Below are 12,063 nucleotides of genomic sequence, written 5' to 3' on the forward strand. Positions count from 1 at the left end.
CCTGATGAAATATAAAAAAACTCTTCCCTCGGATAGGGAAGAGCTTGCGTCCGCAAATCTCAACCTTATCTTCAGGATTTAGCACCATTCTGCTGAACAGCGGTTGCCGGGTATCATAGGGCCAGTCCCTCCACCTCTCTTGATAAGGAAATATGCTATTTTTCAGAATAAACTGTAATACTATTAATCTTAGTATGTTTTCTCATATTGTCAATATATTTCGATAAATATTTTTATTTGTCACCCTCAAATAGAATCATATCTATCACAATGGCGATCGCGAGACAAAGAACGATATCCTCTTCCTTTTCAATCTGCAAATGATAGGAATCGCCCCAGCTCATCCATGATTTGGTGACAGTCATCCGGTTTGATTTTCCGTCTGTCACTTGAAAATTCCGGCCCCACACATCTCCGGTAAGATCCCAGCCGAGTCCGGAAATTTCAAATTTCGGTTTGAAAAGCGTGACTTTCTTGATGACTTGGCAGACGGGTTTGCCGCTGACGGAAATCTCGTAACGGGGAACGAACGACATCAGTTTCTGATTGACGCTGGCGAGCGTGCGGCCGTCCAAATCAGTCAGCTTCAGTTCATCACCGAATGAAAACAGCTTTCCTTCAACATTGTAGACTTCTTTTCCGCTTTCAAGAAACACTTGAAAACGATTCTTAAACGTAAACATTCGCTCTTTGATGTAAAAATGGTACATAAAAAAACTCCTTTTTTATGTTGTACGAAAAAAGGAGGCGGTTGGTTTCATATCGGCCGGGTGCATAAAAAAAGGCTGCCGATTTTGCGGCAGCTGTCGTTTTTATGATAGCGGCATCCGGCGTTTTTGACGGATCGCATTTAAATCAATGATGTTATTCGTGTCGGCAGCTGTCACCAGCGGGCTTGTCTTTGGCGTTTTCCGGCGGTTGTCCTTACTGAAAGAGAAAACAAGATACCCTGTCAAAGCAGCAAAAATAAGTAGCATCATTTTACATACCTCCCAAAAAAAGTTTTGGTTTTATTATTGTACGAAAAAACAAACGAAAAGTATTCAAACAATTGTCACTTTTTTAAAAAATAACGTCATTTTCCGTAAAAATGACTATGGGTTGAAGAAATTTTGCTCTTGTTGTGGTTCTATAGATTGTATCGGCTGATGAATGATGATCGTTTATATAACTTTTTCACTATTTTTTGTAAGCATCAAATTAACTACTTCAGTGTTTTCGTTTGCCTTGTGTTATTCAGTACCCTAAAAAATCTTATAATATGCAAAATAACTGCTTCTAACAGATGACTGCAGGATGACAGCGCTTTCTTTATTTTTTTAAAGAAAACGAGATGTTATCTTAAAAAAATCGTTTGAACATTTTCCGCAGCTTTTTAAAAGGGTTTGATTTCGTCTCCAGAACACGCGGGTCTTTTAAGGTATTTTTCAATTCTTTCGCTACAGTCCCTCTTGCCATAGTCTTCACTCCTTCTTTCCATTTCATACCTTATATACGGAAAGAAAGAAGGAAAGGTTTCATGTGAAAGAAAAAAACCAAAGCAGGGGGCTTTGGTTTTAAGCGCGCTCTTCAAAGAGCCTGGCGATTTCAACAATGACGTTTACCGCCTTTTCCATATGATCGACGGAAATGTATTCATATTTTCCGTGGAAGTTTTGGCCGCCCGTGAAAATGTTCGGTGTCGGCAGCCCCATGTAAGAGAGCTGTGATCCGTCGGTTCCGCCCCGGATCGGTTCGATAATCGGTTCGATATCGAGGTTTTTCATGGCTTGATAGGCGACATCGACTATCTCTTTGACCGGCTCGATTTTTTCTCTCATGTTGTAATATTGATCACGCAGTTCAAGCTTGATGCTTTCGTTGCCGTATTTGGCCGCCAGCGCATCGGCGGTTTTCTGCATATATTCTTTTCGTTCTGCAAAGCGGTCTCTGTCAAAGTCTCTGATGATGTACGACAGGGCGGCTTCAGAAACGTCTCCGTTCATGGAAAGTAAATGATAGAAGCCTTCATACCCTTCCGTATATTCCGGCGCTTCTTCTTTCGGCAGCGCGTGATGAAATTCCATCGCGATTTTTGAAGCGTTGACCATTTTGTTTTTCGCCGTTCCCGGGTGGACGCTTTTTCCGTAACAAGTAAGCTTTGCGGCGGCTGCGTTAAAGCTTTCATATTGCAGTTCGCCGAGGGGGCCTCCGTCTATCGTGTAGGCGAATGCCGCGTTGAAGCGGCCGACATCGAATTTGTGAGGGCCTCTGCCAATTTCTTCATCGGGCGTGAACGCGACCCGGATCGTTCCGTGTTTGATGTCCGGATGTTTGATCAAGTACGCCATTGCCGTCATGATTTCGGCAATGCCCGCTTTGTTGTCGGCTCCGAGCAGCGTCGTGCCGTCTGTTGTGATCAGCGTCTGGCCTTTATAGCGGGAGAGCTCCGGGAATTGCTCAGGCGACAGGACGACATTGAGTTTGTCATTTAAAACGATATCATGTCCGTCGTAGCTCTCAATAATCTGAGGATTCACATTTTTTCCGGTAAAATCAGTCGCGGTGTCCACGTGAGCCAGAAAACCGACAGTCGGCACGTCTTTATCCGTATTTGCCGGCAGAGTCGCCATGACGTACCCATTGTCATCGACTGTGATTTCTGTCATGCCGATCGACTTTAATTCATCTGCCAGCATGTTGGCCAATGTCAGCTGGCCGGGGGTTGAAGGGCAGTTTTCATTGTTTTCGTCAGACTGTGTATCGACTTTTACATAAGAGGTAAAGCGTTCAATGATTTCATTTTTCATACCGTCATCTCCTTTGTCTTATCTTACCATGCGCGGGGGAGGGATTTCTATTTCACAACCCGTTTGAATCGAGGGCTCTGTGTATTACGCGAATGAAAACAAATTATGAAGAAACGATGACTAAACGATTAAACTTTTTGGAAATGGATGATTGAGGAAGAAAAAACCGATATAATATGGTCAATTCATTCAATAGGGGAGGCTTTCTTCATGGCGATTTTAGTGACAGGCGGAGCGGGTTATATCGGAAGCCACACATGTGTCGAGCTGTTAAACGGCGGCTATGACATCGTGGTTCTGGATAATCTGTCAAATAGTTCACCGGAAGCATTGGAGCGTGTGAAAGACATTACCGGAAAAGAGCTTGTGTTTTATAAAGCGGATCTCCTTGACCGTGACGCCGTTCACCGGGTGTTTGCTGAAAATGAGATTGAAGCCGTCATTCATTTTGCGGGATTAAAAGCTGTCGGTGAGTCTGTGGCTGTTCCGCTCCGTTATTATCATAATAATCTGACGGGGACGTTTATTTTATGTGAAGCCATGCAGGCACACGGCGTGAAAAAAATCGTCTTCAGTTCTTCAGCGACGGTTTACGGCGTTCCGGAAACAACGCCGATCACTGAGGATTTTCCTTTAAGCGCCACCAATCCTTACGGGCAGACAAAGCTGATGCTGGAACAGATTTTACGCGATCTGCATAAAGCGGACTCTGAATGGAGCATTGCGCTGCTCCGCTACTTTAATCCGTTCGGCGCGCACCCGAGCGGGCGGATCGGAGAAGACCCGAACGGCATCCCGAATAATTTAATGCCGTACGTCGCACAAGTCGCTGTCGGCAAGCTTGAGCAATTGCAGGTGTTCGGCAATGATTATCCGACAAAGGACGGCACCGGCGTGCGGGATTACATCCATGTCGTTGACCTTGCCGAGGGCCACGTCAGAGCGCTTGAAAAGGTGCTGGACACAACGGGCGCCGACGCCTATAATCTCGGCACGGGAAGAGGCTACAGCGTTCTTGAGATGGTCAAGGCGTTTGAAAAAGTATCAGGAAAAGAAGTGCCGTACCGTTTTGCCGCCCGGCGCCCGGGAGACATCGCCGCATGCTTCGCAGACCCGGCAAAAGCTAAGGCTGAATTAGGCTGGGAAGCAAAGCGCGGGCTTGAAGAAATGTGCGCCGACTCTTGGAAGTGGCAGTCCTCCAATGTGAACGGGTACCAAAAGGTGTAAAAAGAAAGAGACCTTCAAATGGTGAAGGTCTCTTTTATACGGTCATTATTTAATTTTCACTTCAACATCGTTGCTGAATTTAATTTTCCAAGTACCTTTAGAGTATGCGTTTTTATCAACTTCAAAGGCTTTTACGTCAGTAACTTTAATGTTCGGGTTCAAGTCACTTAAAATTTTACTGTTGTCTACTTTTGTTTCTGTTGCATAGCTTGAAGAAGCATCAATATCTGAATCATAGGATGTTCCTTTAGAATCTACTAATTTCGCTCTTGGAATGGAGAAAGAGCTTAACGGCTTGTTTGAAACATTTTTAACTGTGTATTGAACAGCTACGATAACGCCGCCGTCAGATGCTTTTTTCTCGACAAATTGAGAGCCTACTGAATCTCTTTTTTCCACTTTGGTAACAGTAACTTCTGTTTTTTCAGTCTTAACAGTGTCACCGATGTTATACAGTTTTTCCTTGGATTCCGCAGCTTTTGAAGACGCGGTTTTAGATGATGAAGATCCGCCTCCGCCGCCGATGTTTACGAGAATGATAATAACCACTACTGCCAGAAGCAATGTGATAATTTTATGTCTCATAAAAAAGTTTCTCTGATCTTTACCGCAGTTTGGGCATTTTTTAACGCCTTTAGCGATTTCTTTGCCGCATGACTTACAAGACACCAGGTTGCCTGCCATAATATTTCCTCCTATGTAAACTATTTCTTGAAAACTACATACTATAATGCCTGTAAAATAACCTACAGTCAATAATATTTTGAGAAAAAAGTATTTTAATGATTTTTTAGTCATGTATTTTAGTGCCTTTTTTAGTATCGGCAGATCGCTCATATTTTTTATACGTTTATTGAAAAAAGAGTGGTTGAACATGTTCGTGATTTCCCGTATAATCTTGAAAGATATACAAAAACTGAACATAAAAAACAGTGGTTTTCTAGGGTTCCGCAATGCTGAATTGGTCTGGACCGAGAGAAAACACACAGCAGGTTCCTGCTGTGACACGTTGGGATAAAAGCCCGGGAGTTTCTGCTCTTTTAATGAAGAGTGCTCTCCCGGGCTTTTTTGATTTTATATAAAGGGAGTGTCTGGGATGAAAAAGAGATTGCTGGATGTGCTGATGCTGATTATTGGGGCTTTTATCTTTGCTTTGGCCGTTAATTTATTCGCCATTCCGAATGATCTTGGAGAGGGCGGGGTAACGGGAATCACCCTGATCTTGTACTATGTGTTTGAATGGTCGCCCGGGGTGACGAATATCATTTTGAACGGGATCTTATTGATTATCGGATATAAATTTTTAGACGGAAAAACAACGCTTTATACGATCATTACCGTTGTCGCCAACTCACTGTTTCTGCATCTGACGCATGATTGGCACTCGCCTTCACATGAACTCATTATTAATACTATTTTTGCGGGTGTGTTTGCCGGTGTCGGAATCGGGATCATTATTCGAGTCGGAGGCACGACTGCGGGTTCTGCCATTTTGGCGAGGATTGCGAACAAATATCTCGATTGGAATATCAGCTATGCGCTTTTGTTCTTTGATCTGATTGTCGTCTTCAGTTCTTATTTCATCATCGGTGCAGAAAAAATGATGTTTACCATTGTCATGCTGTACATCGGAACGAAGGTGATGGACTTTATCATTGAAGGCCTGAATACGAAAAAAGCGGTGACGATTATATCTGAGCATAAGCACGAAATCGCTGAACAGGTCAACACGCTTATGGACAGAGGGGTTACGCTGCTGTCGGGTAAAGGAAATTACACGGGGCAGTCGAAGGAAATTTTATATATCGTCATCCAGAAACAAGAGCTTTCCATGCTCAAAAAAATTATTAAAAGCTGTGATACAAAAGCGTTTGTCATTGTTCATGATGTGCGTGACGTCTTTGGTGAAGGCTTCGTCGATATCTCTAAATAAAAAGGAACCCTCTGCCGGCGCGGAGGGTTTTTTTCTTATGCCGGCAGAAGCTGTTATGATCCGTTTCCCGGGAAATAGCCTGAAAGCTGTCTCTTAAAACGAAGTGGATACAATCGGCCGGACGTTTTATACTGAAAATATGATAGAGCGATAGAAAGGAGCGCATATGAACCCGTTATTGGCAATTTACCCGAGGGCTGTGTTGTCTGATACGTGCTGTACGGCGGAGGATGTCTTTTGCTTTTATGATGAGAAAAGGCGGGTCTATGTCGCCATTCCGAAGGAGGATATCACCCCGAAGGAGAAACTGCTTCTGGAATCACTTTTGACGCCCGCTGAAGAAAAAGGCGATTTTTTTCCGGAGACGGCGGCAGCAAAGAGGTGGCGGCGTTTTCTGCTGGAAGAAGGCCCGGTGCCTGATGTCAAGGAGCCGCGTGTCCGTTTTATCCATTATGACTTATTGGGAGAACGGGACTGGGGGGCATTTACGGAAGCGCTGCGCCATTTCTGGCCGGTTTCATATACAGTTGTCCGGACGGGAAGGGATCAGGGCGTGATTGTGGAGGAAGAAAAGCTGGAAACGCCAGATTCGGATGACATCGCATCTTTTGTGAAGATTCTCGAAGGCGATTTTTATTTCAGTGTCCGTTTTTTCATCGGAAGGTATTACGGCGCGGGAGAACGTCTGCGCCTTCATTATCGGAGAGAACAGCAATATTGTCAGATTGGCCGGCGTCATCTCCCGCAGCTGAGCACGCTGACCGCGGAAACGGTATTTCCGGCTATGCTCATGGAAGAAAGCAGAGAAAAGCTCTCAGCCTTGCTTCACGAAGAAGCGGTGCTGCTGTTTCAGAAAGAACCGGAGCTGAAGCATACGATTCAGACTTTTATTGAACATAACTCGAACATGTCGCTCACATCGAAAAGACTGCATTTGCACCGCAACAGTCTTCAATATCGGATTGATAAATTTGCGGAACGCTCGGGTATTGATATTAAGACATATCGGGGCGCCCTGCTGGCTTATTTCATTTGTCTGCAGTATGAAAAATCACATTAAATGGGAAATGTGCACGAAGGCAGCGGACTTTTTTTATGAACATTGCCTATATCCGCCGCCGTCTGACGCTGTTACAATCCTATTAAAGAAAGCGTTTACAAAAAGGGGGAGATGACATGGCGGAACTTCGGCTGGAGCATATTTATAAGTATTACGATCAAAAAGAAGCGGCTGTCGATGATTTTAACCTTCATATTAAAGATAAAGAGTTTATTGTGTTTGTCGGTCCGTCGGGGTGCGGCAAGTCGACAACATTACGGATGGTTGCCGGGCTGGAAGACATTACGAAGGGCGATTTCTATATCGGTGACACGAGAGTGAATGACATCGCTCCTAAAGACAGGGATATCGCCATGGTGTTTCAAAACTATGCGTTATATCCGCACATGACGGTCTATGATAATATCGCTTTCGGTCTGAAGCTGAGGAAGATGCCGAAACCTGAGATAAAAAAACGGGTCGAAGAAGCGGCGAAAATGCTGGGGCTCACAGAGTATCTGCACCGCAAACCGAAGGCGCTCTCCGGCGGGCAGCGGCAGCGGGTTGCATTAGGCCGGGCGATTGTCAGGGACGCCAAAGTGTTTTTAATGGATGAGCCGCTGTCAAATCTGGACGCAAAGCTTCGGGTGCAGATGCGGGCAGAAATTATTAAGCTGCATCAAAGGCTGCAAACAACCACAATCTATGTGACGCACGACCAAACAGAAGCACTGACGATGGCGACACGCATCGTAGTCATGAAGGACGGAAAAATTCAGCAGATCGGCACACCGAAAGACGTGTATGAACATCCCGAAAACGTATTTGTCGGCGGGTTCATCGGCTCCCCAGCGATGAACTTTTTCAAAGGAAAGCTGACGGACGGCGCCATTCAGATCGGTTCAGCCGCTCTCAGCGTGCCGGAAGGGAAAATGAAAATGCTCCGGGAAAAAGGGTATGCCGGCAAAGATGTTATCTTTGGCATCCGCCCGGAAGACATACATGACGAGCTGATTGTGGTAGAATCCTATAAGAATTCATCCATCACAGCTAAAATCAATGTCGCGGAATTGCTCGGGTCAGAAATTATGGTTTATTCCCGGATCGGGGATCAGGATTTTATCGCCCGGATTGACGCCCGCCATGACATTCATGCCGGTGAAGAATTGACCGTCGCTTTCGACATGAATAAAGCTCACTTTTTTGACAGTGAAACAGAAATCAGAATCCGCTCATAACGCAAAGCCGGACAGCTGGATGTCCGGCTTTTTTGATGTAACAATTTATGACGCATAACCGATATAAAAAGTAAATAGAAGACAGAAAGCAGGAAAACGATGAAACGCATGATCATGTGCATGTGCCTTTTGGCTGCCGTGTTTACGCTTGCCGCCTGCTCGGGCCATGAGGCAAGCGCCGAACAAAGCATTCCGAAGGCAGAAGCGCACCACGATAAAAAGTCTGTAAAGCGCCAAATCAAAAAAGAGCCGGATACGTCCGCCTGGGTTCAAACGAAAGGAACGGCAAGACTGCCGATTCTGATGTACCACAGCATTTCTGAGGGAAACAGCCTGCGTGTGCCGAAGGAAGAATTCCGGCAGCATATGAAGTGGCTTCATGATCACGGCTATTATACGATGACTCCTGAAGAGGCCTATCTGATGCTGACGGAGGATAAGGAGCCGCGTGAAAAATGTGTTCTGATCACATTTGATGACGGCTATACCGACAATGTGAAAGCGGCCTATCCCATTTTAAAGAAATACAAGATGAAAGCGACAATCTTTATGATCGGAAACTTTATCGGGCATAAGAATCATCTGACTGAGAAGCAGATGAAGGAGATGGCCGCCCACGGCATTTCCATTCAGAGCCATACGATGAACCATCTCGAATTGAACGGGCTCACACCGCAGCAGCAGCGACGTGAAATGAAGGACTCTAAGCGTTTATTTGATCAAATGTTCGGGCAGCGGACGTCTATGATCAGCTACCCAGTCGGACGATATAATAAGGAAACATTAAAAGCCGCCGCCGCGTCAGGCTACCGTATGGCGGTTACGACGGAGCCGGGAGCGGCGTCAAGAGATCAGGGGCTTTACGGGCTTCACCGCGTCCGTGTGTCGCCGGGCATGTCCGGCGCGGCATTCGGCTCTTATATTCAAAATGTGATGAAATAACAGAGCCTCCGCATATGCGGAGGCTTTTTTCAGTTTAATAGAATTGATGAAGCAGCAGAAGGGTGAGACTCACGGTAATCGCTCCGCCGATTCTGGTCGACACTTGGGCGAACGGCATAAGCTCAAGCCGTTCAGCGGCGCTCAAGATCGCGACGTCGCCGGTGCCGCCCTGGCCGGAATGGCAGGCATTAATAATCGCCGTCTCAATCGGGTACAGATTCAGCCATTTTCCGGTCAGAAAACCGACGGCCATCATCGTGACGACGATTGATAAAATGGTAATGATGTTGCTGATCGTAAACGCCGCAATCAGCTTGTCCCACGGTGTCATTGAAACGCCGATCGCAAATAAGAGCGGATAGGTCACGGCTGTCGAGAAAAAGCGCGAGACGCCGAAGGCTCCGTTTTCAATCGAAGCCGGCGCCAGCCTGAACAGCTTAATGAGAACGGCAAGGACGAGCATCACGACAGGAGCCGGAAGCTGAAAGAAATCATGCGCCAGCATGCCGACTAAATAGAGGGAAACCGCTAAAATACCGCCTGAAGCGAAAAAGGACAAATCAAACGTTTTATCATTGGCCGGCTGTTCCAATGCGGGAGCGGAATGATCAGACTTATCAACCTTCCCGTTGCCCGTCCATTCCGGTTTGCGTTTCCCGATGACATTCAGCAAACCCGATAACATAATGGCGCACAGGCTGCCGAGCATGATGGACGGCAGCACAAGCGCAAAGGCGTCTCCCTGGGACATCGGCATAATATCGGAGTAGCCGATGGATAAAGGAATCGCGCCTTCACCGACACCCCCCGCCATAATCGGAACGACAATATAAAGCAGTGTGTGCTGAAAGCCGAGCCCGAGCAGCGTCCCGACGCATAAGCCGACGATGGCGGCCGCGATCGAGCCGGCGATCAGCGGAATAAAAATCTTGACGAAAGCTTTGACGAGCGTCTCTCTTTTCATCCCGAGAATACTGCCGACGACGATACCGGCAATAAATAGATAGAGAAAGTTGGAGCTTTCCGTGAATTCTGTTGTTGAAGTAATAATGTCTTTCGGAAGCAGGTGGTAGTAGACGACAGCGGATGGAATAAAGGTTGCGAGAATCGCAGGGCCGCCGATGGAACGCACGATCGGAATGGATTTTCCGATCTGGCCGAAGGTAAATCCGAAAAAACTCATGACGGCAATTGATGTCAGAATGTCGCTTTTTACATCACGGCTCATGACAAACACCGTAATAAGCAAGAAAAGCAGGATATAGATAGGAAGAGGAATAATGCCGATTCTTATATTCATTGCTCTGGCAAACCAGTTATCAGTCCGTTCCTGTTTTTGGATTGAATCCGTTTGCAATTTTGGTTGAAGTTCTCCCATGCTTGTTCCCCCAGTCGTTATGTAGTGAAAAAATATCCCCATTTAAAGTATACTAAAAAATTTAAATTGTTCATATATTATGAATTTACTAGAGGGCATGCTTTCTTCACATTTTCTTTCTCAAAATGGCGATTTGGCGGGCTTTTTCACCGAGAAAAGCATTTTGTTCGCCACACGAATAAAAAAGAGGTACGATATCAAAGGGACAAATATCCTAGGTGCTGACATAAAATCTCTACAAATCCGACAATAATCGGTCACAATTTCAGCCTTATTTTAGGTATATTGATCTTTTTTTTTAGGCTGAATCGTTGTAAAGTAATGATATTGAATCATTTCTATGACAGCCGCTGTCCCCCAGGGTGTACAGGCTGATATTTCAATAGTTTTGACGAATTTGTGAAACATTGAGCAAATATATCATTTTTTGTGAAATACCGAGCAATGATTTCGCTATGTTTGTGAAATGTTGAGCAATTTACCAGATTGGAGGAAAAACATCATGAGTGAGTTGGTATTAGCCCGCATTCAATTTGCATCTACAACATTGTTTCACTTCTTGTTTGTGCCTTTGTCTATCGGGCTTGTGTTTATGGTTGCTTTGATGGAGACGCTTTATGTTGTCAAAAAACAAGAGACCTATCTCAAAATGGCTAAATTTTGGGGGCATCTCTTTTTAATTAACTTCGCTGTCGGCGTCGTCACAGGGATTCTTCAGGAATTCCAGTTCGGATTGAACTGGTCTGATTATTCCCGTTTTGTCGGAGACGTATTTGGGGCTCCGCTTGCGATTGAAGCGCTTTTGGCGTTTTTTATGGAGTCTATTTTTATCGGATTATGGATTTTCGGCTGGGACCGTTTATCTAAAAAAGTGCATTTGCTTTGCATTTGGCTTGTATCTTTCGGAACGATTATGTCATCTTTCTGGATTTTGACGGCAAACTCATTCATGCAGGAGCCGGTCGGCTTTACGATTAAAAACGGCCGAGCGGAAATGAACGATTTCGGGGCGCTTTTGACAAACCCTCAGCTTTGGGTTGAATTCCCTCACGTCATTTTCGGGGCGCTTGCGACGGGTGCTTTCTTTATCGCCGGTGTCAGCGCATTTAAATTATTGAAGAAAAAAGAAGTGCCTTTCTTCCATAAATCTTTCAAGCTTTCGATGATTGTCGGTCTGATCGCCGGTATCGGCGTTGCGTTCAGCGGACATATGCAGGCTGAGCATTTAATGGAATCGCAGCCGATGAAAATGGCTGCCAGTGAAGCGCTTTGGGATGACAGCGGTGATCCTGCCGCGTGGACGGCTTTTGCGAACATTGATACGAATAAAGAAAAAAACACATCAGAAATTTCAATTCCTTACGCACTCAGCTACTTGGCTTACCAGAAGTTCAGCGGCAGTGTGAAAGGGATGAAAACACTTCAAAAAGAATATGAAAAAACGTACGGAAAAGGCGACTATATCCCGCCTGTCAAAACGACGTTCTGGAGTTTCCGCATTATGGCGGGGGGGGGCG

General features: G+C 45.5%; 11 protein-coding genes and 2 riboswitches. Of the genes, 6 read left to right on the plus strand and 5 right to left on the minus strand.

What is annotated here, in order from left to right; all coding sequences use genetic code 11:
- Nucleotides 1–62: 62 nt before the first annotated feature.
- A riboswitch (SAM riboswitch) is annotated at nt 63–149 on the minus strand.
- An 84-nt stretch (nt 150–233) separates the two neighbouring features.
- The 3 genes from BGM27_RS10950 to pepT all read right to left on the minus strand — a co-directional run bounded on the left by BGM27_RS10950 (nt 234) and on the right by pepT (nt 2,789).
- Entirely contained in the window at nt 234–710 is a 477-nt protein-coding gene (locus BGM27_RS10950) for an LURP-one-related/scramblase family protein (protein ID WP_007407773.1), read from the minus strand.
- 102 nt (nt 711–812) lie between these two features.
- Complete coding sequence (locus BGM27_RS10955; protein ID WP_003150808.1) at nt 813–980, minus strand: hypothetical protein; 168 nt, start codon at nt 978–980, stop codon at nt 813–815.
- 576 nt (nt 981–1,556) lie between these two features.
- Entirely contained in the window at nt 1,557–2,789 is a 1,233-nt protein-coding gene (gene pepT / locus BGM27_RS10960) for a peptidase T (protein ID WP_007407770.1), read from the minus strand.
- A 210-nt stretch (nt 2,790–2,999) separates the two neighbouring features.
- Between pepT and galE the strand changes: the two genes are divergently transcribed.
- Nucleotides 3,000–4,016, plus strand: coding sequence for a UDP-glucose 4-epimerase GalE (galE, locus tag BGM27_RS10965; RefSeq protein WP_007407769.1), 1,017 nt, complete (start codon nt 3,000–3,002; stop codon nt 4,014–4,016).
- 45 nt (nt 4,017–4,061) lie between these two features.
- Here galE and BGM27_RS10970 read toward each other — a convergent pair whose 3' ends face one another.
- A complete protein-coding gene (locus BGM27_RS10970; RefSeq protein WP_120655388.1) occupies nt 4,062–4,601 on the minus strand; it encodes a DUF4352 domain-containing protein in 540 nt (179 codons plus the stop codon).
- A gap of 344 nt (nt 4,602–4,945) precedes the next feature.
- Nucleotides 4,946–5,047, plus strand: a riboswitch (guanidine-I (ykkC/yxkD leader).
- Between the two features lie 65 nt (nt 5,048–5,112).
- Between BGM27_RS10970 and BGM27_RS10975 the strand changes: the two genes are divergently transcribed.
- From BGM27_RS10975 to BGM27_RS10990, 4 genes are all read left to right on the plus strand, one after another.
- Nucleotides 5,113–5,949 (plus strand): YitT family protein, encoded by an 837-nt coding sequence (locus BGM27_RS10975; protein ID WP_003150818.1) that lies wholly within the window; start codon nt 5,113–5,115, stop codon nt 5,947–5,949.
- Nucleotides 5,950–6,115: 166 nt separating this feature from the next.
- The gene (locus tag BGM27_RS10980; protein WP_007407767.1) at nt 6,116–7,009 is read left to right on the plus strand and encodes a PucR family transcriptional regulator; all 894 of its coding nucleotides are present in this window, start codon (nt 6,116–6,118) and stop codon (nt 7,007–7,009) included.
- A 116-nt stretch (nt 7,010–7,125) separates the two neighbouring features.
- A complete protein-coding gene (locus BGM27_RS10985; RefSeq protein ID WP_017418599.1) occupies nt 7,126–8,226 on the plus strand; it encodes an ABC transporter ATP-binding protein in 1,101 nt (366 codons plus the stop codon).
- Between the two features lie 99 nt (nt 8,227–8,325).
- On the plus strand, nt 8,326–9,168 hold the full coding sequence (locus BGM27_RS10990; RefSeq protein ID WP_007407765.1) for a polysaccharide deacetylase family protein: 843 nt from the start codon (nt 8,326–8,328) through the stop codon (nt 9,166–9,168).
- A 34-nt stretch (nt 9,169–9,202) separates the two neighbouring features.
- Here BGM27_RS10990 and cimH read toward each other — a convergent pair whose 3' ends face one another.
- Nucleotides 9,203–10,546 carry a citrate/malate transporter CimH gene (gene cimH, locus BGM27_RS10995; protein WP_007407764.1) on the minus strand — a complete coding sequence of 448 codons (1,344 nt, stop codon included), beginning with the start codon at nt 10,544–10,546 and terminating at the stop codon, nt 9,203–9,205.
- Nucleotides 10,547–11,048: 502 nt separating this feature from the next.
- Here cimH and BGM27_RS11000 point away from each other — a divergent pair.
- Nucleotides 11,049–12,063, plus strand: a 1,015-nt coding sequence (locus BGM27_RS11000; RefSeq protein ID WP_217031260.1) for a cytochrome ubiquinol oxidase subunit I, incomplete at its 3' end; no start/stop codon positions are given.

The sequence above is a fragment of the Bacillus sp. FJAT-27001 genome (assembly GCF_019039175.1).
GTDB classification, from domain to species: Bacteria; Bacillota; Bacilli; order Bacillales; family Bacillaceae; genus Bacillus; species Bacillus velezensis.

Coding starts and splice junctions, on each gene's coding strand:
- BGM27_RS10950 (WP_007407773.1), bottom strand. CDS start 710: ATGTACCATTTTTACATCAAAGAGCGAATGTTTACGTTTAAGAATCGT.
- BGM27_RS10955 (WP_003150808.1), bottom strand. CDS start 980: ATGATGCTACTTATTTTTGCTGCTTTGACAGGGTATCTTGTTTTCTCT.
- pepT (WP_007407770.1), bottom strand. CDS start 2,789: ATGAAAAATGAAATCATTGAACGCTTTACCTCTTATGTAAAAGTCGAT.
- galE (WP_007407769.1), top strand. CDS start 3,000: ATGGCGATTTTAGTGACAGGCGGAGCGGGTTATATCGGAAGCCACACA.
- BGM27_RS10970 (WP_120655388.1), bottom strand. CDS start 4,601: ATGAGACATAAAATTATCACATTGCTTCTGGCAGTAGTGGTTATTATC.
- BGM27_RS10975 (WP_003150818.1), top strand. CDS start 5,113: ATGAAAAAGAGATTGCTGGATGTGCTGATGCTGATTATTGGGGCTTTT.
- BGM27_RS10980 (WP_007407767.1), top strand. CDS start 6,116: ATGAACCCGTTATTGGCAATTTACCCGAGGGCTGTGTTGTCTGATACG.
- BGM27_RS10985 (WP_017418599.1), top strand. CDS start 7,126: ATGGCGGAACTTCGGCTGGAGCATATTTATAAGTATTACGATCAAAAA.
- BGM27_RS10990 (WP_007407765.1), top strand. CDS start 8,326: ATGAAACGCATGATCATGTGCATGTGCCTTTTGGCTGCCGTGTTTACG.
- cimH (WP_007407764.1), bottom strand. CDS start 10,546: ATGGGAGAACTTCAACCAAAATTGCAAACGGATTCAATCCAAAAACAG.